General features: G+C 38.8%; 25 protein-coding genes, 1 tRNA gene and 1 riboswitch. Of the genes, 24 read left to right on the top strand and 2 right to left on the bottom strand.

What is annotated here, in order from left to right:
- Positions 1–16: 16 nt before the first annotated feature.
- The 7 genes from M3166_RS00820 to M3166_RS00850 all read left to right on the top strand — a co-directional run bounded on the left by M3166_RS00820 (position 17) and on the right by M3166_RS00850 (position 7,311).
- Positions 17–598, top strand: coding sequence for a TetR/AcrR family transcriptional regulator (locus tag M3166_RS00820; RefSeq protein ID WP_079528268.1), 582 nt, complete (start codon positions 17–19; stop codon positions 596–598).
- Between the two features lie 14 nt (positions 599–612).
- Positions 613–1,386 (top strand): enoyl-CoA hydratase, encoded by a 774-nt coding sequence (locus tag M3166_RS00825; RefSeq protein WP_251686555.1) that lies wholly within the window; start codon positions 613–615, stop codon positions 1,384–1,386.
- Positions 1,387–1,447: 61 nt separating this feature from the next.
- Positions 1,448–2,221, top strand: coding sequence for an electron transfer flavoprotein subunit beta/FixA family protein (locus M3166_RS00830; protein ID WP_251686556.1), 774 nt, complete (start codon positions 1,448–1,450; stop codon positions 2,219–2,221).
- A gap of 56 nt (positions 2,222–2,277) precedes the next feature.
- Positions 2,278–3,255: an electron transfer flavoprotein subunit alpha/FixB family protein gene (locus M3166_RS00835; RefSeq protein WP_251686557.1), complete on the top strand. Its 978-nt coding sequence runs from the start codon at positions 2,278–2,280 to the stop codon at positions 3,253–3,255.
- Positions 3,256–3,540: 285 nt separating this feature from the next.
- Positions 3,541–3,855, top strand: a complete 315-nt coding sequence (gene trxA, locus M3166_RS00840; protein ID WP_079528262.1) for a thioredoxin — start codon at positions 3,541–3,543, stop codon at positions 3,853–3,855.
- Between the two features lie 135 nt (positions 3,856–3,990).
- Entirely contained in the window at positions 3,991–5,781 is a 1,791-nt protein-coding gene (gene uvrC / locus M3166_RS00845; RefSeq protein WP_251686558.1) for an excinuclease ABC subunit UvrC, read from the top strand.
- Positions 5,782–5,813: 32 nt separating this feature from the next.
- Positions 5,814–5,992, top strand: a riboswitch (Lysine riboswitch).
- An 86-nt stretch (positions 5,993–6,078) separates the two neighbouring features.
- On the top strand, positions 6,079–7,311 hold the full coding sequence (locus M3166_RS00850) for an aspartate kinase (RefSeq protein WP_251686559.1): 1,233 nt from the start codon (positions 6,079–6,081) through the stop codon (positions 7,309–7,311).
- A 95-nt stretch (positions 7,312–7,406) separates the two neighbouring features.
- Here M3166_RS00850 and M3166_RS00855 read toward each other — a convergent pair whose 3' ends face one another.
- Positions 7,407–7,823, bottom strand: coding sequence for a YslB family protein (locus tag M3166_RS00855; protein WP_251686560.1), 417 nt, complete (start codon positions 7,821–7,823; stop codon positions 7,407–7,409).
- A 271-nt stretch (positions 7,824–8,094) separates the two neighbouring features.
- Here M3166_RS00855 and M3166_RS00860 point away from each other — a divergent pair, with 271 nt between their 5' ends.
- From M3166_RS00860 to M3166_RS00920, 13 genes are all read left to right on the top strand, one after another.
- Positions 8,095–8,709: a succinate dehydrogenase cytochrome b558 subunit gene (locus M3166_RS00860; RefSeq protein ID WP_079528254.1), complete on the top strand. Its 615-nt coding sequence runs from the start codon at positions 8,095–8,097 to the stop codon at positions 8,707–8,709.
- 95 nt (positions 8,710–8,804) lie between these two features.
- Positions 8,805–10,550 (top strand): succinate dehydrogenase flavoprotein subunit, encoded by a 1,746-nt coding sequence (sdhA, locus tag M3166_RS00865; RefSeq protein ID WP_251686561.1) that lies wholly within the window; start codon positions 8,805–8,807, stop codon positions 10,548–10,550.
- A 16-nt stretch (positions 10,551–10,566) separates the two neighbouring features.
- The gene (gene sdhB, locus M3166_RS00870) at positions 10,567–11,343 is read left to right on the top strand and encodes a succinate dehydrogenase iron-sulfur subunit (protein ID WP_251686562.1); all 777 of its coding nucleotides are present in this window, start codon (positions 10,567–10,569) and stop codon (positions 11,341–11,343) included.
- A 141-nt stretch (positions 11,344–11,484) separates the two neighbouring features.
- Positions 11,485–11,928, top strand: coding sequence for an acyl-CoA thioesterase (locus tag M3166_RS00875; RefSeq protein ID WP_251686563.1), 444 nt, complete (start codon positions 11,485–11,487; stop codon positions 11,926–11,928).
- A 69-nt stretch (positions 11,929–11,997) separates the two neighbouring features.
- Positions 11,998–12,219 carry a helix-turn-helix domain-containing protein gene (locus tag M3166_RS00880; protein ID WP_008405041.1) on the top strand — a complete coding sequence of 74 codons (222 nt, stop codon included), beginning with the start codon at positions 11,998–12,000 and terminating at the stop codon, positions 12,217–12,219.
- A gap of 73 nt (positions 12,220–12,292) precedes the next feature.
- Complete coding sequence (locus M3166_RS00885; RefSeq protein ID WP_079528245.1) at positions 12,293–12,736, top strand: MarR family winged helix-turn-helix transcriptional regulator; 444 nt, start codon at positions 12,293–12,295, stop codon at positions 12,734–12,736.
- Positions 12,737–12,752: 16 nt separating this feature from the next.
- Positions 12,753–13,553: a glutamate racemase gene (racE, locus tag M3166_RS00890; RefSeq protein ID WP_251686564.1), complete on the top strand. Its 801-nt coding sequence runs from the start codon at positions 12,753–12,755 to the stop codon at positions 13,551–13,553.
- A 124-nt stretch (positions 13,554–13,677) separates the two neighbouring features.
- Complete coding sequence (gene rph, locus M3166_RS00895) at positions 13,678–14,430, top strand: ribonuclease PH (protein ID WP_251686565.1); 753 nt, start codon at positions 13,678–13,680, stop codon at positions 14,428–14,430.
- Positions 14,430–15,023: an XTP/dITP diphosphatase gene (locus M3166_RS00900; RefSeq protein ID WP_251686566.1), complete on the top strand. Its 594-nt coding sequence runs from the start codon at positions 14,430–14,432 to the stop codon at positions 15,021–15,023. The genes rph and M3166_RS00900 overlap by 1 nt, the downstream gene beginning before the upstream one ends.
- A gap of 106 nt (positions 15,024–15,129) precedes the next feature.
- Positions 15,130–15,630: a metallophosphoesterase family protein gene (locus M3166_RS00905; RefSeq protein WP_251686567.1), complete on the top strand. Its 501-nt coding sequence runs from the start codon at positions 15,130–15,132 to the stop codon at positions 15,628–15,630.
- A 172-nt stretch (positions 15,631–15,802) separates the two neighbouring features.
- Positions 15,803–15,876: transfer RNA gene (locus M3166_RS00910), tRNA-Arg, on the top strand.
- A gap of 138 nt (positions 15,877–16,014) precedes the next feature.
- Positions 16,015–16,170, top strand: a complete 156-nt coding sequence (locus M3166_RS00915; protein ID WP_251686568.1) for a hypothetical protein — start codon at positions 16,015–16,017, stop codon at positions 16,168–16,170.
- 491 nt (positions 16,171–16,661) lie between these two features.
- Entirely contained in the window at positions 16,662–16,805 is a 144-nt protein-coding gene (locus tag M3166_RS00920; protein ID WP_251690054.1) for a hypothetical protein, read from the top strand.
- 384 nt (positions 16,806–17,189) lie between these two features.
- Here M3166_RS00920 and M3166_RS00925 read toward each other — a convergent pair whose 3' ends face one another.
- Positions 17,190–17,690: a nucleoside-diphosphate sugar epimerase gene (locus tag M3166_RS00925; RefSeq protein ID WP_251686569.1), complete on the bottom strand. Its 501-nt coding sequence runs from the start codon at positions 17,688–17,690 to the stop codon at positions 17,190–17,192.
- A gap of 313 nt (positions 17,691–18,003) precedes the next feature.
- Here M3166_RS00925 and M3166_RS00930 point away from each other — a divergent pair, with 313 nt between their 5' ends.
- The 4 genes from M3166_RS00930 (at position 18,004) to M3166_RS00945 (ending at position 22,084) form a co-directional block, all read left to right on the top strand.
- Entirely contained in the window at positions 18,004–19,080 is a 1,077-nt protein-coding gene (locus M3166_RS00930) for an aldo/keto reductase (RefSeq protein WP_251686570.1), read from the top strand.
- A 268-nt stretch (positions 19,081–19,348) separates the two neighbouring features.
- Positions 19,349–20,149 carry an ABC transporter ATP-binding protein gene (locus M3166_RS00935; RefSeq protein ID WP_251686571.1) on the top strand — a complete coding sequence of 267 codons (801 nt, stop codon included), beginning with the start codon at positions 19,349–19,351 and terminating at the stop codon, positions 20,147–20,149.
- Between the two features lie 15 nt (positions 20,150–20,164).
- A complete protein-coding gene (locus tag M3166_RS00940; protein ID WP_435368042.1) occupies positions 20,165–20,986 on the top strand; it encodes an ABC transporter permease in 822 nt (273 codons plus the stop codon).
- A gap of 84 nt (positions 20,987–21,070) precedes the next feature.
- Positions 21,071–22,084: an ABC transporter substrate-binding protein gene (locus M3166_RS00945; protein WP_251686572.1), complete on the top strand. Its 1,014-nt coding sequence runs from the start codon at positions 21,071–21,073 to the stop codon at positions 22,082–22,084.
- Positions 22,085–22,096: the final 12 nt, after the last annotated feature.

Genomic DNA, 22,096 nt, shown 5'->3' on the forward strand with positions numbered 1-22,096 from the left:
TTTGGTGGTGATCTGCTTGAAACGAAACAAACCCAAATATATGCAAATAGTAGACGCAGCAGTCATTGCTATCGCAGAAAACGGCTATCATCAAGCCCAAGTATCAAAAATAGCAAAACAAGCTGGAGTTGCTGATGGCACAATCTACTTATATTTCAAAAACAAAGAAGATATTTTAATTTCTGTATTTCAGGAAAAAATGGGTATTTTCGTAGAGAATTTACAGGCTATAATAAAAAGTGGGGAAACTGCTTCAGATAAGTTATGTAAAATGATCGAAAATCATTTCCATGTTCTATCAAGTGATCGCCACTTGGCAACTGTAACTCAGCTTGAGCTACGGCAATCGAATAAAGAAATTAGACTGAAAATTAATTCTATTCTAAAAGAATACTTAATTTTACTGGATCAAATTCTAATCGAAGGTATGCTAAATGGTGAATTCAACCAGACGATGGATGTTCGTATTGCGAGACAAATGGTGTTTGGTACAATTGACGAAATTACGACAACTTGGGTAATGAATGAAAATCGATATGATTTATTAGAGCAAGCTCCGAAAGTAAAGCAATTACTGCTAAACGCACTTAAAGCATAAAGGGGATGTAGAGGATGGAGTTTCTAAGTTGGAAAGTAGAAGAAGGGGTCGCAATTGCAACGATTTCAAGACCACCAGCAAATGCACTTTCACAAGGCTTAATCCAAGATGTGAATGCACTTTTAGACGCTGTAGAAGAAGATGAAAATGTACGTGTCATCGTCTTGCATGGCGAAGGACGTTTCTTCTCTGCAGGTGCGGATATTAAAGAGTTTACGAGCGTACAGTCAGGAGAAGCATTTACTGGGTTGGCAAAAAATGGACAAGATGTTTTCGAACGTATCGAAACATTCAGTAAACCGGTTATTGCCGCGATCCACGGTGCAGCATTAGGCGGCGGCTTGGAACTTGCAATGGGATGCCATATGCGCTTTGTAACTGCATCGGCAAAATTAGGCTTACCAGAGCTTTCATTAGGCTTAATACCAGGATTTGCAGGAACACAGCGATTACCACGATATGTTGGTGTAGCAAAAGCAGCGGAAATGATGTTTACAAGCGACCCGATTTCGGGGACTGAAGCTGTTGAATGGGGATTAGCAAACCGTGCTTTTTCCGATGAAGAGCTGATGCCTGAAACATTGAAAATCGCTCAAAAAATTGCGAAAAAATCACCAATTGCTCTTAAAGCAGCGATCCAAATGCTGAATTACTCGAAACCATCATCTTATTATGAGGGAGTAAATGCTGAAGCAAACAGCTTCGGTGAAGTATTTGTTTCTGAAGATGCTAAAGAAGGAATCCAAGCATTTATTGAAAAACGTGAGCCAGTATTTACTGGCAAATAAAAAATGTATTCTTCCCTGTTTTTCGGGATTAAAATTAAAAAGCTTTTAGGAGGTCTAGATTATGAATATTTTTGTATTAGTAAAGCGTACTTTTGACACAGAAGAAAAAATCGTCGTATCCGGCGGTAAAATTCAAGAAGATGGTGCAGAATTCATCATCAACCCATATGATGAGTACGCAATTGAAGAAGCAATTCAAAAGCGCGACGCATTAGGCGGTAAAGTAACAGTTGTGACAATCGGTGGCGAAGATGCAGAAAAGCAATTACGTACAGCTTTAGCAATGGGTGCCGATGAAGCGGTATTGATTAATACAGAAGATGATTTAGATGAGCTTGACCAGTATTCTTCAGCTTATATTTTAGCGGAATATTTAAAAGACAAAGAAGCAGATTTAATTTTAGCAGGAAATGTAGCGATCGATGGTGGTTCAGGACAAGTTGGCCCGCGCTTAGCAGACCTGCTGGGCATTAACTACGTAACAACAATTACTTCATTGGAAATCGACGGCACGAACGTTAAGATTGTGCGTGATATCGAAGGGGACGCTGAAGTATTAGAAACATCTTTACCATTATTAGTAACAGCTCAACAAGGTTTAAACGAGCCACGTTACCCATCTTTACCAGGTATTATGAAAGCGAAGAAAAAACCGCTTGCAGAACTGGAATTGGATGATTTAGATATCGATGAAGACGATGTTAAAGTAAAAGTAGAAACAGTTGAAATTTACTTACCGCCACAAAAAGCGGCTGGTCGTGTATTAGAAGGCGACCTTTCTGCACAGGTAAAAGAATTAGTAAACTTACTTCATAACGAAGCAAAAGTAGTCTAATAGAAGTCAACTAGAGTACGGAAATTTTTACGAAGATGGTAATGGAGGGATATTCTATGTCAAAGAAAGTTTTAGTGTTAGGTGAGGTTCGAGAAGGGAGCTTACGTAACGTTTCATTCGAAGCAATTGCAGCAGGTTTACAAATCGCTGACGGCGGTGAAGTAGTAGGTTTATTAGTAGGGGATGCAGTAGCTGGGTTAACGCAGGAATTAATCGCATATGGAGCGAGTCGTGTTATTACAGTAGAACATCCGCACTTGAAAAACTATACATCTGACGGATACAGCCAAGCAATTTTAGCAGTAATAGAACAAGAAAATCCAGAAGCAATCGTTTTCGGTCATACTTCATTAGGTAAAGACTTATCACCAAAAATTGCTTCACGTTTACAATCCGGTTTAATTTCAGATGTTACGGAAATTCAGGGTGCTGGCGATGATACAGTATTCGTCCGCCCAATCTATTCTGGTAAAGCATTTGAAAAAGTAAAAATCAAAGATGGTATTATTTTTGCGACAATCCGTCCAAACAATATTCCACCATTAGTAAAAGACGATTCTCGTACTGGTGAAGTATCATCAGTATCAGTTGATATTACAAATTTACGTACAATCATCAAAGAAGTTGTGCGCAAATCTACTGAAGGTGTAGACCTTTCAGAAGCGAAAGTAGTAGTTGCAGGTGGTCGTGGTGTTAAATCTGAAGAAGGTTTTGAGCCATTAAAAGAGCTTGCTAATTTACTAGGTGGAGCAGTTGGCGCATCTCGTGGTGCTTGTGACGCTGAATATTGCGATTACTCATTACAAATCGGCCAAACTGGTAAAGTTGTAACACCTGACCTATATATCGCAGCAGGAATTTCTGGTGCGATTCAGCATTTAGCTGGTATGTCGAACTCAAAAGTGATCGTTGCGATCAACAAAGATCCGGAAGCAAATATCTTTAAAGTAGCAGACTACGGTATTGTTGGAGACTTATTCGAAGTAGTGCCAATGTTAATCGAAGAGTTTAAAGCACTTAAAGTAAATGCATAAAAAGCGATTAAGGGCTTCCTTCTTTTGAAGGGAGCCCTTTTTAATTTCCAAAGTGCTGTGGTATGGATGGTGCGAATGGTGATGGATTTCGTATAAAGCTTTAAAATGTTTAAATAAAGGGTATAAGTATTCTTATAACCTCAAAAAATGCTAATAAGTATCTATACGGCATCAGATACAACCGCTAAATTTGAGGTGTATTTATATTCCCAAGCATTTTACTACTGTTTAATTGGGAAAACATGCTATACTACAACCATATGTTATTTAAGGAGGCTATTTAATATGGCAATTGTACACGCGACAGATCAAACTTTCCCACAAGAAATTTCAAACGGCACAGTTTTAGTAGACTTTTGGGCTACTTGGTGCGGACCATGTAAAATGATCGCTCCAGTTCTTGAAGAATTAGATACAGAAATCGGTAACGATGTTAAAATCGTGAAAGTGGATGTTGATAACAACCAAGTTACTGCTGCAGAATACCAAATCATGTCAATTCCTTCATTACTATTATTCGTAGATGGTGAAGTAAAAGCAAAAACTGCTGGCTTCATGCCAAAAGAAGCGTTAATTGATTTCATTAACGACAACAAATAATTAAACCTCTGGCCACTCATATGACCAAGGAATAATTGATATGTTGAAAGCCGTATGCCATACAAGGTGTACGGCTTTTTTCTTATACCTTAATCAGTTAAACTATAGGAAAGGACATATTAGACAGGTGAGAATATGAATGCAATCATTAAAGCAAAACTAGAAATACTACCGAATGAATCAGGTTGCTATATTATGAAAGACCGTCAAGGCACGATTATTTACGTTGGTAAGGCTAAAGTATTGAAAAATCGAGTGCGTTCTTACTTTACGGGAAGTCATGACGGTAAAACTGCGAGACTAGTTAGTGAGATTGAAGACTTCGAGTATATTGTGACTTCAAGTGATTTGGAAGCTCTTATACTGGAGCTGAATCTAATTAAGCTTCATGATCCGAAATATAATGTGAAACTAACGGATGATAAAACGTATCCTTATATAAAAATAACGAATGAACGATACCCACGTATTATTACGACAAGAAAAGTGAAGAAGGATAAAGCAAAATATTTCGGTCCGTATCCGAATGCCTATGCGGCAAACGAAACGCGGAAATTACTGGACCGATTGTATCCGCTTCGTAAATGTACACATCTGCCTAACCAGGTGTGTCTGTACTATCACTTAGGTCAATGTTTGGCACCGTGTGTAAAAGATATTGAAAAACAAGTGTATGACGAAATGATTGATGAGATTTCGAAGTTTTTAAACGGGGGCGTTGAAGAAATACAACAAGACCTTCAGCAAAAAATGATGGATGCTGCCGAAAATCTGGAGTTTGAGCGGGCAAAGGAATTCCGGGATTTGATTGCTCATATCGATCAAATTATGGAAAAGCAAAAAATCGTCACGGATGATTTGAGCAACCGGGATGTATTTGGCTATGCAGTAGAAAAAGGCTGGATGTGTGTCCAGGTGTTTTTCGTGCGTCAAGGCAAACTCATTGAGCGGGATGTCTCGATTTTCCCGATTTATAATGAGCCGGAAGAGGAATTTTTAACATTCGTCGGCCGTTTTTACGAACAGCCGCATCATTTATTGCCAAAGGAAATTTTTGTGCCAAAGTCGATTGACGAAACAATTTTACAAAAACTGCTGGATGTGAAGGTGCTGACACCGAAGCGCGGTTCCAAAAAAGAGCTTGTTGATCTAGCAATGAAAAACGCGGAAATCGCCATTCATGAGAAGTTCCAATTGATTGAACGTCAAGAAGAGCGGACAGTCGGCGCTTGTGAAGCACTTGCTGAAGCGATGCAAATTCCATTGCCGCTAAGAATAGAGGCTTTTGATAACAGTCATATGCACGGTGCGGATCCGGTTTCGGCGATGGTTGTTTTTATAGACGGGAAGCCTGCGAAAAAGGAATACCGGAAATATAAAACAAGGGAAGCGGCCAAACATGATGACTATGGTGCGATGCAGGAAGTTATTCGACGTCGTTACACACGTGTACTGCGGGAAAATCTGCCATTGCCTGATCTGATTCTTATCGACGGAGGAAAAGGACAAATGGAAGTCGCACGTGAAGTCATTGAAGACGAGCTTGGGTTAGTCATTCCGATAGCAGGATTGGCTAAAGACGAAAAGCACAATACGTCCCAGCTATTATTTGGTACGCCTCCGGAAGTTGTCCCATTAAAGCGTACAAGTGACGGTTTCTATTTATTGCAGCGCATTCAAGATGAGGTACACCGATTTGCGATTACATTTTTACGTCAGCAACATCAGACGAATGCCATCACTTCAGTTCTTGATGGGATTGAAGGTGTAGGTCCGAAGCGGAAACAGCAACTCATGAAGTATTTTGGATCAGTAAAAAAAATCCGCGAGGCAAGCGAATTGCAGCTGCAGGAGTCCGGTGTGCCGGCAAAGCTGGCGGATATCATATATCGGCATTTTCATGAAGCACCATTGAATAAAGAATAATGGTGTGCTAATATATAAGACAATTCAATATTTACTAAGATAGAGGCGCAGTATTCAACAGTAAATTGCTCGAGGAAGAACAATTCCATTGACAGCAATCGAAAGGGGACCCTGCCGAAGTGAAGTGCGTATTGTTCGCGCAGTTTGCTGGTTTTGCATTTAAGAGATGTAAAACTGTCAGAGCTTTATGTTCTGGAGGGCTATCCTGAAAAACTTATAATTATTATTTGTATTGACGGCGGCTTTCCATGAACATGGGAAGTCGTCTTTTTGTTTACAATTTAAGGAGGGAAAAGAATGGAGACAGTTGTAGTAAAGTTTGGCGGTCCGGCATTGACTACACCGGAAAAAATCGTACAGGTAGCCAAAAAAGTGATAAAAGAGCAAGGACGTGGCATAAACTTAGTCGTTGTCGTTTCTTCAATACCCGCTATACGACGAGAATTGAGACAATATGCTGCTGAAATTACCGATGAGCCGTCGAAACGGGAAATGGATGCACTGGCCTCTTCAGCAACACAAATAACTAGTGCAATGCTTGCAATGGCAATTCAGGAGCATGGAGGTAAAGCTGTGTCACTTGCTGGATGGCAAACAGGTATTCATACTAATCAAAAACATGGCAACGCACGAATCGATCATGTGGATAGTAAACGAATTCAGGAACATTTGGCATTAGGTGAAATCGTCGTAGTAGCAGGTTTTCAAGGAGTTACGGGGACAGACAATATTTCAACATTCGGCAAAGGGGGTTCTGAAACTTCAGCAGTTGCACTTGCGGTTGCCCTCGAAGCAGAGCGTGTCGAGATTTTTTCATCAGTTGAAGGGATTTTCACGGCAGACCCAGAAATTGTAAAAGGATCTAGGAAACTACCGGAAGTTTCTTATGATGAGATGTTGGAATTTGCAAATTTAGGGGCTAAAATTTTGCACCCACGTGCGGTTGAACTTGCCAAAAAATACAATATATCGCTCATTGTACGCTCTTTCGTACAGGACGTGGAAGGCACTTTTATTAAAGGGGATGTAGACATGGAGAAAAACTTACTTGTACGCGGGGTAGCTTACGAATCGGATATTATTCGTTTGACGATCGGCTATGATTCTTATGAAACCGCGTCATTGGCAGAAGTGTTTAGTGTTTTAGCAGAAAATGATATCAATGTGGATATTATTGTTCAAGCAGTCATTGATGGCGTGAAGCCGACCATTTCCTTTACAATTTCCAAAGATGAGTTTGCGGAAGCTTTACGGGTACTGGAAACTAGTAAATTGTCACTTGGGTTTAGTTTTGCAGATTTTGAAGTAGGTTTAGCGAAAGTATCTATTATCGGTTCTGCGATGGCATCCAATCCGGGGGTTGCGGCTCGCATGTTTGCACGCTTAGGTCGCGAACATATTCCTGTAAAAATGGTCAGCACTTCGGAAATTAAAGTTTCTGTCGTTGTACCACAGGAAGAAATGGTTCGTGCTGCGAATGTGCTGCATGAGGAATTCAATTTGGCGATGAAAGAAGTAACCGCTTCTTAAAGTAATAGCTGGAAATGAGCTGTAGTAGCTTATTTCCAGCTTTTTATTGAGTAAATTTGCTGCTTCAGCAATAGTTGTTTATTATAAGTTGAAGGCTAAATTTTCTCTTTTAAATCCCATTTTAACGTAAATTTTACGACATGTTTGTCATTATCTTTTTCTTCATAGCATTCCGTCAAATAGCCTAGCTGCTTTTGTTTCTGCTCTGCTAAAAAGCCAGCTTCAAGACGGAAGCAACGTTGTACAATATTGAGTGGCACTTCCTCTGTTGTCAAAAGTATGTAATGAAGTTCGTCCTTCGTTTCTTTTTCCAGAACTAACTGACCCCAGCCAGCTTCCATAAAAAAGGAAGGGAGTTCATCCATTGAAAATAATGGGAACTTTCTTGCAATTTCTTTACCTGCCCAATATAAAACATCTTCTTCATGCTTACCTAGAATAGAAGGAAGAAGATGGTCACGAATGATTTCGTAGCCAAAAGTTGGAATCGTTTTCATTTTGTACCCTTCCATATAAAAAACCTCTTTCATAAATTTTCTTATAATTTTCATTCTTTCATGAAGAAATGAGTTATAAGCAGAAAAAACGGTTCTTAAAACAGCGTAAAACCGTCTTTAAAATGATTATAAAATATCCTGCGTTGCCTTGACGCTAGTATCTGTTGAGAGTACAATGGACATGTCATAATATTGTACCATGATGAAATGCGCAGTCAACATCCCAACTTTTACAATTTTGAGGCGTTGCGCATGTGTATTTCAAGTACTAAGGGGGGTAACAGTTTTGTCGAAAGATCGTGAATTTTTATGGCGCCGCTTACACTCGTTATTAGGTGTAGTTCCTGTCGGGTTGTTCTTGGTGTTCCACTTATTTCTGAACTTCACTGCAGTTGGCGGTGAAGAAACTTACAATAACGCAACAGGTGTTATGGAATTACTTCCACACTCGTTATTGTTAGCGATGGAATGGATCATTATCTATATTCCATTAATGTTCCACGGATTCTATGGAGTGTATATTGCTTTCACTGCAACATACAATACTGGACGTTTCAGCACATTCCGTAACTGGATGTTTGCATTGCAACGTTTCACAGGTATTTTCCTTGTAGTCTTCATTGCGTGGCATATTTTCCAAACACGTATCCAAAAAGCATTAGGTGCTGAAGTTGAATTTAATATGATGGTTGAAATCGTTGACAATCCATTAATGTTAGTATTCTACATCTTAGGTATCGTTTCAGCAGCATTCCACTTAGCGAACGGTTTATGGTCGTTCTTAGTAAGCTGGGGTATTACGCAATCTAACAAATCTCAACGAATCGCAACTTATGTTACGTTGTTAATTTTCGTAGTATTAGCAATCGTTGGTGTTGCAGCTATCTTAGCATTCGTCTAATCCCTTAACTTGATCACTACTACATAGTTAAGATCCTAGAAGGAATGGAATATGAGTAAGAGTTTTTAGCAATTAATGAGGAGTGAGAAATAATCATGGCAAAAAGTAAAGTTATCGTCGTTGGTGGCGGTCTTGCTGGCTTAATGGCTACGATTAAAGCAGCTGAAGTTGGTACTGAAGTTGATTTATTCTCGTTAGTTCCAGTTAAACGTTCACACTCTGTATGTGCACAAGGCGGAATTAACGGAGCAGTTAATACAAAAGGTGAAGGGGATTCTCCATGGATCCACTTTGACGATACAGTATATGGTGGAGACTTCTTAGCGAACCAACCACCAGTTAAAGCAATGGCTGATGCCGCTCCTGGTATCATCCACTTAATGGACCGTATGGGAGTAATGTTCAACCGTACGCCAGAAGGTTTACTTGACTTCCGTCGTTTCGGTGGTACATTAATGCACCGTACAGCATTCGCTGGTGCGACAACGGGTCAACAATTATTATATGCACTAGATGAGCAAGTTCGTGCACACGAAGTAGCTGGTTTAGTTACGAAGTATGAGCATTGGGAATTCCTTGGTGCGGTGCTTGATGACGAAGGCGTTTGCCGCGGTATCGTAGCACAAGATTTACGTTCAGAAGAAATTCGCTCATTCCGTTCTGATGCTGTAATTATGGCAACAGGTGGTCCTGGGATTATCTTCGGTAAAACAACAAACTCAGTAATCAACACTGGTTCTGCAGCATCGATTGTTTACCAACAAGGTGCAACATATTCAAACGGTGAAATGATTCAAATTCACCCAACAGCGATTCCTGGAGACGACAAAAACCGTCTAATGTCTGAATCTGCTCGTGGTGAAGGTGGACGTGTATGGACGTATAAAGACGGTAAGCCTTGGTACTTCCTAGAAGAGAAATATCCTGCTTACGGTAACTTAGTACCACGTGATATCGCAACACGTGAAATCTTTGACGTGTGCGTAAACCAAAAGTTGGGTATTAACGGGGAAAACATGGTATACTTAGACTTATCCCATAAAGATCCTCATGAATTAGATATTAAATTAGGTGGTATTATCGAAATCTACGAGAAATTCGTAGGTGATGACCCACGTAAATTACCGATGAAAATCTTCCCTGCGGTACACTATTCAATGGGCGGATTATGGGTTGACTATGACCAAATGACTGAAATTCCTGGTTTATTCGCTGCAGGTGAATGTGACTACTCACAACATGGTGCAAACCGTTTAGGTGCGAACTCATTATTATCAGCGATTTACGGTGGTATGGTTGCAGGTCCAAATGCTGTTAAGTACATTAAAGGACTTCAAAAGCATGCGGAAGATCTACCTGAAGAAATCTACACGCGTCGCGTACAGGAAGAAACAGAGAAATGGGAAGCTATCCTGAAAATGGATGGTACGGAAAACGCTTACTTGCTACACAAAGAGCTTGGTGAGTGGATGACTGACAACATGACTGTTGTACGTGTAAACGCAAAATTAGAAGAAACTTATGCGAAATTAACTGAGCTTCAAGAGCGTTGGGAAAACATCAACATTAACGATACGCAAAAATGGTCGAATCAAGGTGCCCACTTCACTCGTCAGTTAAAGAACATGTTATATTTAGCTAAAGTTATGACGAAGGGTGCATTATTACGTGACGAATCTCGTGGCGCTCACTTTAAGCCAGAATTCCCAGAACGTGATGATGAGAACTTCTTAAAAACAACTATGGCGAAGTTCGATCCGGCAACGGGCGAACCAATTATTACTTATGCCGAAGTAGACGTTTCGTTAATTCCACCACGTAAACGCGACTACTCAGCGTAGAAGGGGGAACTAAACAGTGGAAACAGTAAATACTGATAGAACAGTTAAGTTAGAAATCGTTCGTCAAGACAATGAGAATGGTGCTACACGCGTTGAGAAGTTTGAAGTTCCTTACCGTCCTGGTATGAACGTTATCTCTGCTCTAATGCATATTCAAAAAAATCCTGTTACTGCTGATGGTCAAAAAACGACTCCAGTAGCATGGGATATGAACTGTCTGGAAGAAGTTTGTGGTGCATGTTCAATGGTAATCAATGGACGTCCGCAACAATCTTGTTCAGCATTAGTAGACAAGTTAACTCAACCAATTCGTTTAGAGCCAATGAAAACTTTCCCGGTTATCCGTGACTTACAAGTAGACCGTGAGCGCATGTTTAACGCACTTAAGAAAGTTAAAGCATGGGTACCAATCGATGGTACTTATGATTTAGGTGAAGGTCCACGTATGCCGGAGCGCAAACGTCAATGGGCTTATGAATTATCAAAATGTATGACTTGTGGTGTATGTATGGAAGCATGTCCAAACGTTTCTGAATCAGCATCATTCATCGGTCCATTTGCTTTATCACAAGTACGTTTATTCAACACACACCCAACTGGTGCAATGAATAAAGACGAGCGTTTAAATGCAATCATGGGCGACGGTGGTCTTGCAAACTGTGGTAACTCTCAAAACTGTGTAGCTGCTTGTCCAAAAGGTATTCCTTTGACAACATCTATCGCTGCACTTAACCGTGAAACAACAGTTCAAATGTTCAAAAACTTCTTCGGTTCTGACCACATGGTTGACTAATCGAATGAATATAATTGACCCTCACCTAGGTGGGGGTCTTTTTGTTTAGGATCGCTTTTTGATTTCTTACAAATTATGCTATAATGAATGAGTATTCATTATCAGGGGATGATGATGTAATCAAACAAAGGGGGAATTTTTATGCGAGCTACATATATTCAGGATGCAACAGAATGGATGGCAGGATTTTCGTTTTCGACAAAGGTAAAGGTGCGATTTTCGGAAACAGATATGTATGGGCATGTAAATAATACAAAAGTATTTGCCTATTTCGAGTATGCACGTATCGAATATTTTAAAGCATTAGGATTTGATTTTACAGCAGGATCGGATACGGGAAATATGCTCGTTGTGGCAGATATTCAGTGTGATTATTTAAAAGAAGTGTTCTTTGATGAGGAATTGACAGTATTTGTCAAAACTGCGTCGATCGGCACTTCTTCCATGGATTTGCATTATTTGGTGAAAAATGAAAAAGATGAAGCATGCTATACAGGACGCGGAACGCTTGTACAATTGAGCAGTGACACGGGGAAAGGTGTCCCGTTACTGGAAGAGCAAAAAAAATTATTGCTTGGGAAATAGTTAAATGCCCTCACCTGCTTTGTATTTTCGACATAATGTACAAAGAAGAGGATAGGAGGGTGTTGCAAAATGAATCGTCCGCAGCATCGTTCGCTGTTAACAAAAAGAGAACGCGAGATTTTTGAGCTATTAATAAAGGACTATTCAACACGGGAAATATCAACTAAGCTAGGCATTAGTGAAAAAACCGTTCGTAATCATATTTCCAATACGATTCAAAAGCTGGGTGTATCAAGTCGTACGCAAGCAATTCTTGAGCTATTAAGACTTCAGGAATTGTCGATATACTGATTCGATGCTTGCTATTTTATAAAAAAAACTTCAAAATAGAACTATGAAACGCATCGAGGAGTGAATGGAGTAGATGAAAGATCACAGCACACATAGCTCTGAATCTGTAGCAATCCTGGAAAAAGAACTAAGATATATTTCACACTTAATCAAACAAAAAGGTCGAGAAATTTTAAGTAATTATACGATTACACCTCCGCAATTTATTGCATTGCAATGGTTGCATGAATCGGGTGATATGACGATCGGTGACTTGTCGACGAAAATGTATTTAGCGTTTTCGACAACGACAGATTTAGTGGACCGGATGGAGAAAAATGAATTGGTACAGCGTGTACGTGACGAAAATGATCGACGTGTTGTACGGATTCATCTTTTACCTGAAGGCGAAAGAATTATACAGGAAGTAATTTTTAAGCGTCAAAATTATTTGCGGGATATTACACAGGAATTTAACGCAGAAGAGTTTGAACAATTATCAAGAACATTACAAAAACTACATTTATTAATGAAATAGGATAGAGGCGGTACAAGTGAATGCCCCAATTGGTGTTATCGATTCCGGAGTTGGCGGATTAACAGTGGCAAAAGCGATTATGGAGCTTTTGCCGAATGAAACAATATATTATATAGGTGATACGGCGCGATGTCCTTACGGGCCACGCACAAAGAAAGAAGTCCGCAATTTTACATGGGAGATGGCAAAAGCACTCGAAAAGATGAATGTGAAGATGCTTGTCATTGCATGTAATACTGCGACTGCCGTTGCATTGGAAAGTCTGCAAAAACATATGCCATTTCCGGTTTTAGGAGTTATTAATGCAGGGGCACGAGCGGCCATAAAAAAGACAAAGCGCAATGAAGTTGTCGTATTAGCGACAGAAGGCACGATCAAAAGTGGCGCATATGAAGAAGCGGTGAAATCATTATCGACAAAAGCGAAAATAATTCCACTTGCCTGTCCGACATTTGTGCCACTCGTTGAAAGTGGTGAATACGAAGGCCAATTTTCGTATGACCTCGTTGCAAAAGGATTAAAGCCGCTTGAAGATGAGCGATTTGATACAGTCATTTTAGGCTGTACACATTATCCTATTTTACAAAAGCAAATTGAGGCAGCAGTAGGCTCACATGTTCACGTCCTGTCATCTGCCGAAGAAACAGCTAAAGATGTCGAAGCGATTTTAAGCTATACAGGACAATTACGAACAGATGAAGAACCGCCGCAGCATATTCTGCATGCATCTGGTTCCGTGCCGATTTTCCGTTCCATAGCAGAACGTTGGCTGGAAAAAGGTGAATTGGATATACGTAAAATTACATTCGAAAAATAGTTGATAGCTCAAATTAGGCATTTTGTCTAATTTGAGCTTTTTCCTTCTATGTCTTGCTTTTCTGCTTTAGACCCTCCTTAAATTGTGATAAGATAAGTGCGCGAACAAATTGAGGAGGTCACGAATGACTAGACATGACTTACGAGCTGTGAATGAATTACGTCCAGTTCAAATTGATAATAATTATTTAATGCATCCGGAAGGCTCGGTATTAATAACAGTTGGAAATACAAAGGTGATTTGTACTGCAACGATTGAAGAAAAAGTACCTGGTTTTTTACGTGGACAAGGTAAAGGTTGGATTACGGCTGAATATTCCATGCTACCACGCGCTACAGAGCAACGCACACGCCGTGAAAGCTCTGCAGGGAAGGTAAGTGGCCGCACGATGGAAATTCAACGCTTAATCGGCCGAGCATTACGTGCTGTCGTTGATTTAGAAGCGCTAGGTGAAAAAACGATATGGATTGACTGTGACGTGATCCAGGCAGATGGCGGAACGCGTACGGCATCGATTACAGGAGCATTTGTAGCGATGACACAGGCAATTGCAAAACTAGGCGTAGACAAGCCATTCGTAAAATTCCCCGTAACAGATTTTTTAGCTGCAACTAGTGTGGGAAAACTAGAAAACATTGGCGCAGTTTTGGATTTAAACTATGTGGAAGATTCATCTGCACAAGTCGATATGAATGTTATTATGACAGGTGCCGGCGAATTTGTGGAATTGCAAGGTACAGGCGAAGAAGCGACATTCAGCCGTTCAGAACTGAATGAATTACTTGATTTAGGAGAATCGGGAATTGCCCAGCTAATCGAAATGCAAAAAACAGCACTAGGTGAAATCGCAAACTTGATCGGAAAGGTGGAAGCATAATGAAACAAGTAGTAATCGCCACAAAGAATAAAGGAAAAGCGAAAGACTTTGAAGCATTATTCGGACCATTCGGCTATGAAGTTGTCACAATGTTTGACGTTGCTCCGGATGTGGAAATAGAAGAGACAGGTAAGACTTTTGAAGAAAATGCAATTTTAAAAGCGGAAACATTAGCAAACATGCTTGGCCAAATCGTGATTGCGGATGACAGCGGTTTAGCGATCGATGCATTAAACGGTGAACCTGGAGTGTATTCAGCACGTTATGCCGGCGATCATGACGATGAAGCGAATATGGTGAAAGTGCTGGAAAACATGAAGGATGTACCGGAAGAACAGCGTACAGCCCGTTTCTGCTGTGCATTGGCAATTGCAGGACCGAATATGGAAACGAAAACAGTATTCGGCACATGTGAAGGTATGATTGCACATGAAAAGAAAGGGACTAACGGATTCGGCTATGATCCGATTTTCTATGTGCCTGCTTTGGAAAAACATATGGCTGAGCTTTCTGCAGAAGAAAAAGGTGCCATTTCACACCGAGGCAATGCTATTCGTAAACTGGCATTACAGTTAGCAGAATTTCTGAAATAGCAATTGCGGGAATTGTTGGAAATTGTAAAAATTTGTTTAATAACGATTGAATTTTCGTTTCAATGCTGTCACACTAAGTATAGAAATGTAAAGGATGTGGATACGAATGAAGCTATTGATTATGAGTGATACACATGGTGACGAGGAAATCATTGAACGTGTAAAGGGCTACCATCCAGATGCGCATAAAGTGATCCATTGTGGTGATAGTGAATTACCGTATGCACATCCTGCTCTGCAAGGAGTAGAGCGTGTGAAAGGGAACTGTGATCATGACCTTAACTATTTAGAGGAGATGCTGTTTCAGATAAATGGAGATCGTGTGTATGTGACACACGGGCATTTATACGATGTGAAAAACTCTCCAATGAAACTGATTTACCGCGCAAAGGAAGTCGGCGCACAAATCGTATGTTTTGGTCATTCACATGTACTTGGTGCAGAATATATTGACGACATTTTATTTATCAATCCGGGCAGCTTACTAAAGCCCCGTCGAATAGAAGAAAAGTCATTTGTTACCCTAACAATAACTTCCACACATTTTACATTACAATGTTATGACGATAATAATAATTTGATCGATGAATTATTTTATGAGCGTTAATTATCAAAGTGAAGCCTTGAGTTAATGAGGACTTCACTTTTTTGATGCAGAATTGAGAGAACAAAAAATTATTTTAGTTAAATAATAATTTTATTGAATTTGTTTGTTGACTTTAAATATAATATACCATATAATAAAAATTGTCTTTATTACCAATTGGTTTAAAGAAATTGTCTCAGTAGCTCAGCAGGATAGAGCAACGGCCTTCTAAGCCGTCGGTCGGGGGTTCGAATCCCTCCTGGGACGTACAGTGATTTTGAGAAAACTCAATAGTATAAACGATTTGACTAGTGTGGGTATAACTAGCGGGATTCTAACCGTTAAAAATTCACCAAAAAATTGTTGCAAAAAACCTTCAATTATAATAATTGGAGGTTTTTTGTTTTGATTAAGAAAAAAGGTGTTTTTGACGTTACAGTATCTACTGAAATACAAAACCGAAAAAAGAAACAATTGCAAAAGGAATGGAAGTTGGAAAAGCACTTGAAGAATGAAATGTTAATAAAAAAGAAAGCGTCGAGAGCTTGGAATCGTTTTTAAAATCGGAGTATGATTCTAATGACAAAATTAGAGATGCAATTGCACAACTATAATCCTCATTAGTAGAGGGCAAAATGAATAAACTGTCACCAGGGCAAAATAAAACCATCGAAGAAATTTGGATTTATCATAACGAAAAGTAAACGTATTCTACACTTTCGTGAATTGGTATTGATAAATCCATACCATGAAGCAGATGGCAATATTGGCGGAGGTAAAATTAATAACATTTTTAATCCAACGGAAAGAAAAGCAATAATGTTATATCAGAAGATGAACGGTACCAACATTTAAAGAAAACCATTGATGCCATTGAAGGATTATATAAAGAATTAGACGATGATCTAAAAAACATTGTTCTATTCGCTATGGGGATAAAGAAGGATGCTATGAATGGGAAGATGATGCAGATAAATTATACATGCGCGAAATAAAGTATTATGTAAGCGCAATGTGTTGATTGACAAGACAGCAGAGAGGATGGGGCGGTTGTGAAGATTGAAATTGGTGGTGTAAGTTTTGGTATGGTGCTTGCTATCATTATTTCATGGAGCGTTAATAAATCTGTAGTGTGGGCGATAATACATGGTTTGTTCGGTTGGCTCTATGTCATTTACTATGTACTTACAATGTGAACTTCACATAAAAACCGTGGAAATTGATAACATACCCATAATTTAAACATACAAATTATCATAACCTGTCGAGTTCAAACAGACTATTAGTTGACCATGTGTGATGATGAATAGTGGAAGTTGTTAAGGCAGCGATTAGATGACTTTGGCATGTTGCTGGAGTCATCTTTTTCATTGTCTATTGCTTTATCGTGTGGGAGTTTATCGTTGCAATCAGCCTCCAATTGTTATAATTAAAGTTTTTTTGTTTTAATGAATACTCCCATGAAATAGGTCGACCAATTTCATGGCTGACCTATTTTATTTTAACGGACTGTGATTAGTAGCGGATATATTAATTAGTTCCGGAGAAAAAATGTATTTATAAATAAGGGGCATGACATTTTATTTCAATTCTATATTTTCTATATACAGATCAACATCTTTCATCAATTGTTTAAATAAGATTCTATTTTTCTTTTTGATATTTATTTTTTTTCTTGCAGACTTTAAAGAAAATTCTTCATGAACAATACAACTTCTGAGGTTCGCCAATAATTTAGTATTATTTTTAAAAGTTAAGTAATCACCCAATTTCCTCTCTAAATCGAGAATTATATTAATGTCGGACTTATTTTTATATTTACGATTAAAGTAAACTTTATAAATGTCTTTTAGCAGTTGTTCAGTTAATGAATACAACTCTACTGTGAGCGTTGCATATTTTCGGTCCCTACGGCGTCCATAAAATTCTTCCAACTCATAATCACTCAATAGCTCCACCCATTTAAAAGCACCTGATTTATTCGAAGTATTTTTTACAATTTGCTGAAATTCTTTTTCGATTAAACAAAGATCAGCAAATGCATGATCTTTTAACTTTTTGATTTCTTTCTTTTTACTCAACCCAAACACTCCCTCCAATAATTGGATTTAATAGCAAAAGGGAAGCTCACTCGCTCCAATACCCCTGTGCAACAAGTTACCTATTTTTTCTTACCCGAATTTTTAAATTAACCAACTATTTTTTGACACATTCAAATAACGTAAAGGATTTTAGCGGTAATACGAAGGTTGCTAAATAGACTCAAAAAGATATTGAAGGCGCTTTTTAACGCACCCATTCTATAACAAGATTGTGCAATATCTCGTGAAAAGGTGGTAGAATGTTTTATTTAATAGGGAACATGGGAAAACACAATGCATAGGAGGGATCATGATGGATTATAATTTATTTGGCAATTCAGATTTGAAAGTTTCTAAATATGCTTTGGGTACCGTGATGTTCAGTACAAATGGTCTTGAGGAAGCGGGTGCAATGGATCAGACAACCGCAAATTATATGGTGGATTACGCACTGGATCAAGGCATCAACCATTTTGATACAGCAAATATGTACGCAAAAGGTGATGCGGAAGTTATTTTTGGCAAAGCGATAAGAGATAAACGCCAGGATATGATCATCAGCAGTAAAAAAGGATTTCAGCTGATTGATAAACCAACCGATACGGGAGCTTTAATCAACGTTGATTCATCGATAGATGCGCTATTAAAAAGACTAGGTACAGACTATATTGATCTCTATTATGTACATTGTTGGGACGGCCAAGTAGCGGTTAGTGAAACGGTCCAAGAGATGAATGATTTAATTAAAAAAGGGAAAATTCGTCATTGGGGAGTATCCGATTACAACGGCTGGGCACTTGCGAAGACACATACATGGGCAGTAGAAAATAATATGATACCGCCAATTGCACAACAAATCTATTACACACCGGAATCTCGTGAAGCAGAGTACGAAATTTTGCCGGCCGGTAAAGAATTGGGCATTGCTAATAGTATTAGATCGCCACTTGGTGAGGGGCTGCTTACTGGTAAATTTACAAGAAACAAAATGTTCGAACCAGGTACAAGACAAGAGAATGGCTGGCCGGAAACATATATTAAAAATCCGGATTTGTTTTATAATCTAATCGATTTATTGCAAGATGTTGCGTCTAAACATAAAGCGACAGTAGCGCAAGTTGTTCTTGCATGGTTACGTGATCGACCGAATGTAGATTCAATTATCTTGTCTGCAAGAACTAAAGAACAATTGCATGAGAATATTGCATCCTATAATTTAAAATTAACAAACGAAGATATCTCACAAATTAATAACTTAACAGCACTGGAACCTATTTATCCATTATGGCACCGCGCTATGAATACAGTGGATAGAGCTTCAAATGCAGAAAAGGTCTATTTGGACGAATACATTAAGTTGATGGATAGAAAAAATCAGACTGGATTATAATTAATGGACTCCAAGCATAGCGTAAAAAAATCTGATAATTCCAATAAAACTAGTTGACATTTAAATTAGTTTTATTTATTATTAATTTCAATATATGGCTTAGCAAGCTCACTAGATATACTAGAGGCTCCCTTATCTAATTGATAAGGGAGCCTTTTGTTTTAACTGAAAGGGGGATTTACTAATTGTGAGTGGACGATTCATATAAAAAATTTTTTACAATAAACATACTATTTTAATTGGAATTGTATGATAAGGAGTGTGAACAATGGAAAAAATCAAATTTGAACAAGTCTCCAAAAACTTCTTAGTCCGAGATGAAAACAAAAAAGGGGCTCAACGTGAATTTACCGCTATTCAAGGTATTGACTTCTCAGTAAAGGAGGGTGAATTCATTACTTTAGTAGGGCCGAGTGGATGTGGGAAATCTACATTACTCGATTTGCTGACAGGTTTAACGAAGCCGACAAAAGGCAGGATTCTTATTGATGGTCGTGAAATAAGCGGACCAGGGCTGGATCGTGGAATTGTCTTTCAACAATATGCATTATTTCCATGGAAAACAGCACGCGGCAACATTGAATTTGGTTTAGAAGCGAAAGGAATTCCGAAAAAGGAGTGGCAAGAGAGAACCGATTATTATTTGGACTTAGTAGGCTTGAAAAACTATTCTGATCGCTATCCGCATGAATTATCAGGGGGAATGAAGCAGCGCGTAGCAATTGCGCGGAGTTTAGCATTCAATCCAGATGTATTATTAATGGATGAGCCATTTGCCGCATTAGATGCACAAACTCGTGAAACATTACAAACGGAATTATTGCGCATTTGGAAGAAGACAGGTAAGACAATTATTTTTATTACACATGGAATTGATGAGGCAGTGTACTTAGGAGAACGGGTTGTTGTTCTTTCAGCCAATCCAGGTACTGTCAAAAAGATTATAGATATTCCACTGAACAATCGTTTAGCTGACGCTGATATTAAATCAAACCAAGCATTCGTAAAAGCGAGGCATGAGGTATGGAGTTTACTGCATGAACCGGAATATCAAGGCGCACACATTTAAGAAGGGGGTTTTTAGATGGTAACACTAAATAAACCGACGCAAATCGAAGAAACGAGTAAACGACCTAGGACTTCCGGTAAATCACTTTCAATCATGTTGAAAGTCTTTAAGAAATCAATCGTACTTATTTTGTTTGTATTATTCTGGGAGCTTGCCCCACAGTTAGGTTTTGTCGATAGGACGTTTCTGCCGCCATTTTCCGCGGTTATTCATGCATGGTGGGACCTACTTATAACAGGGGAAATATGGAGACATTTTGAGGCGAGTATTTTACGTTCACTTTTTGGCTTTGCTTTAGCATTAGTCGTAGCGATACCATTAGGTCTGCTAATTGGATGGTATCCGTTAGCAAGAGAGTTACTAACACCAATCTTGGAGCTATTCCGTAACACAGCAGCATTAGCGCTGTTACCTGTATTTATTTTACTGTTAGGGATTGGTGAAGTTTCTAAAATATCAATTGTCTTTTATGCATGTACTTGGCCCGTTTTATTAAATACTATATCTGCTGTAAAAAGTGTGGATCCGTTATTAATTAAATCAGCACGTTCAATGAATATTTCTTCGTTTAAATTGTTTTACAAAGTTATTTTACCTGCATCGGTACCGACAATTTTTACTGGTATTCGTATGGCAGGGACGGGTGCGATTTTAGTATTAATTGCTGCTGAGATGATTGGTGCAAAAGCGGGGCTAGGTTATTTTATAACGTATTCGCAATATAATTTCCTGATTGCTGAAATGTATGCGGGCATTATTACTATTGCATTATTAGGCTTATTGATTAACTATGGCCTTTCCGGTGCAGAGCGCTACTTCTCGCGATGGAAACAGTAAGTATTTTATTTTTGATTAAAACCTACTAATTTAATTTGTTTAGTTATGTATATTGTGTTTAAACAGGAAAAGGGGAATCTTAGCATGAAAAAGATGTGGTTGTTATTAGTCGTATTAAGTGTAAGTCTGGGAGCTTTAACAGCGTGCTCAAATAATGATTCACGTAGTACAGCAAGCGCAAATGGTCAAGGTCGAGTTATACAATATCAAAGCACTCCAGGAAATGTAATATTCCCTGAATTAGCAGAGGCCCTTGGTTATCTGGGGGATATAGAGCTGGAAAAAGTAAGTGATATGGTTGGCGGTCCAGAAAGTATTCAACTAACAGCAACAGGCGAAATAGATTTCGGTTCAGCATTTAACGGTGCCATTATTAAATCTTATGCACAAGGTGTAAAGATTAAATCGGTTGTAGGCTCTTACGGTAGTGATGAAAATACATTTATCGGCTATTACACATTGGACGACAGTGGCATTAAAACAGCGAAAGATTTAATCGGCAAGAAAATCGGAATGAACACATTAGGGGCGCACTCTGAGTTTGCAGTAAAACAATTTTTACGTGATGGCGGTTTAACAGAAGATGAAATTCAAGAAGTTCAATTAGTCGTTGTACCGGGCGCGAGTGCAGAGCAAATTTTACGGGCTGGTCAAATCGATGTTGTAGCACTTAGTGGTATTGGGAAAGAACGTGCTTTAGAAAATGGTGGCATTTATCCGGTATTTAAAGATACCGATTTATTTGGTCAATTTACAGCGGGTGAATTCTTTTTTACTGAAAAGTATATTGAAGAAAATCCGGACACAGTTAAAACATTTGTAGAAGGAGTTTCGAAAGCAATTGAATGGGCTAGAACAACGCCCCGTGAAGAAGTCATTGCAAAGTTTGAGGAAATTGTTTCGGCACGTGAAGGTAATGAAACGACAGAAAATTTAAAATACTGGCAGAGCACAGGGATTGCTGAAGAAGGTGGACAAATTGCAGAAAAGGAATTCCAAATCTGGATCGACTGGTTAGTGGAGAATGGTGATTTAAATAAAGGTCAAGTGAAGTTAGAGAATCTATTCACAAATGAATACAATCCATATGGCAAATAAAGCTTTTAACTA

The organism is Solibacillus isronensis, assembly GCF_023715405.1.
Taxonomy (GTDB): Bacteria; Bacillota; Bacilli; order Bacillales_A; family Planococcaceae; genus Solibacillus; species Solibacillus isronensis_B.

Coding starts and splice junctions, on each gene's coding strand:
- M3166_RS00855 (WP_251686560.1), bottom strand. CDS start 7,823: ATGGAAGGGTACAAAATGAAAACGATTCCAACTTTTGGCTACGAAATC.
- M3166_RS00830 (WP_251686556.1), top strand. CDS start 1,448: ATGAATATTTTTGTATTAGTAAAGCGTACTTTTGACACAGAAGAAAAA.
- M3166_RS00905 (WP_251686567.1), top strand. CDS start 15,130: ATGAAGCTATTGATTATGAGTGATACACATGGTGACGAGGAAATCATT.
- M3166_RS00885 (WP_079528245.1), top strand. CDS start 12,293: ATGAAAGATCACAGCACACATAGCTCTGAATCTGTAGCAATCCTGGAA.
- M3166_RS00900 (WP_251686566.1), top strand. CDS start 14,430: ATGAAACAAGTAGTAATCGCCACAAAGAATAAAGGAAAAGCGAAAGAC.
- M3166_RS00875 (WP_251686563.1), top strand. CDS start 11,485: ATGCGAGCTACATATATTCAGGATGCAACAGAATGGATGGCAGGATTT.
- M3166_RS00825 (WP_251686555.1), top strand. CDS start 613: ATGGAGTTTCTAAGTTGGAAAGTAGAAGAAGGGGTCGCAATTGCAACG.
- M3166_RS00835 (WP_251686557.1), top strand. CDS start 2,278: ATGTCAAAGAAAGTTTTAGTGTTAGGTGAGGTTCGAGAAGGGAGCTTA.
- M3166_RS00935 (WP_251686571.1), top strand. CDS start 19,349: ATGGAAAAAATCAAATTTGAACAAGTCTCCAAAAACTTCTTAGTCCGA.
- sdhA (WP_251686561.1), top strand. CDS start 8,805: ATGGCAAAAAGTAAAGTTATCGTCGTTGGTGGCGGTCTTGCTGGCTTA.
- uvrC (WP_251686558.1), top strand. CDS start 3,991: ATGAATGCAATCATTAAAGCAAAACTAGAAATACTACCGAATGAATCA.
- M3166_RS00880 (WP_008405041.1), top strand. CDS start 11,998: ATGAATCGTCCGCAGCATCGTTCGCTGTTAACAAAAAGAGAACGCGAG.
- M3166_RS00945 (WP_251686572.1), top strand. CDS start 21,071: ATGAAAAAGATGTGGTTGTTATTAGTCGTATTAAGTGTAAGTCTGGGA.
- M3166_RS00850 (WP_251686559.1), top strand. CDS start 6,079: ATGGAGACAGTTGTAGTAAAGTTTGGCGGTCCGGCATTGACTACACCG.
- M3166_RS00930 (WP_251686570.1), top strand. CDS start 18,004: ATGGATTATAATTTATTTGGCAATTCAGATTTGAAAGTTTCTAAATAT.
- rph (WP_251686565.1), top strand. CDS start 13,678: ATGACTAGACATGACTTACGAGCTGTGAATGAATTACGTCCAGTTCAA.
- M3166_RS00940 (WP_435368042.1), top strand. CDS start 20,165: ATGGTAACACTAAATAAACCGACGCAAATCGAAGAAACGAGTAAACGA.
- trxA (WP_079528262.1), top strand. CDS start 3,541: ATGGCAATTGTACACGCGACAGATCAAACTTTCCCACAAGAAATTTCA.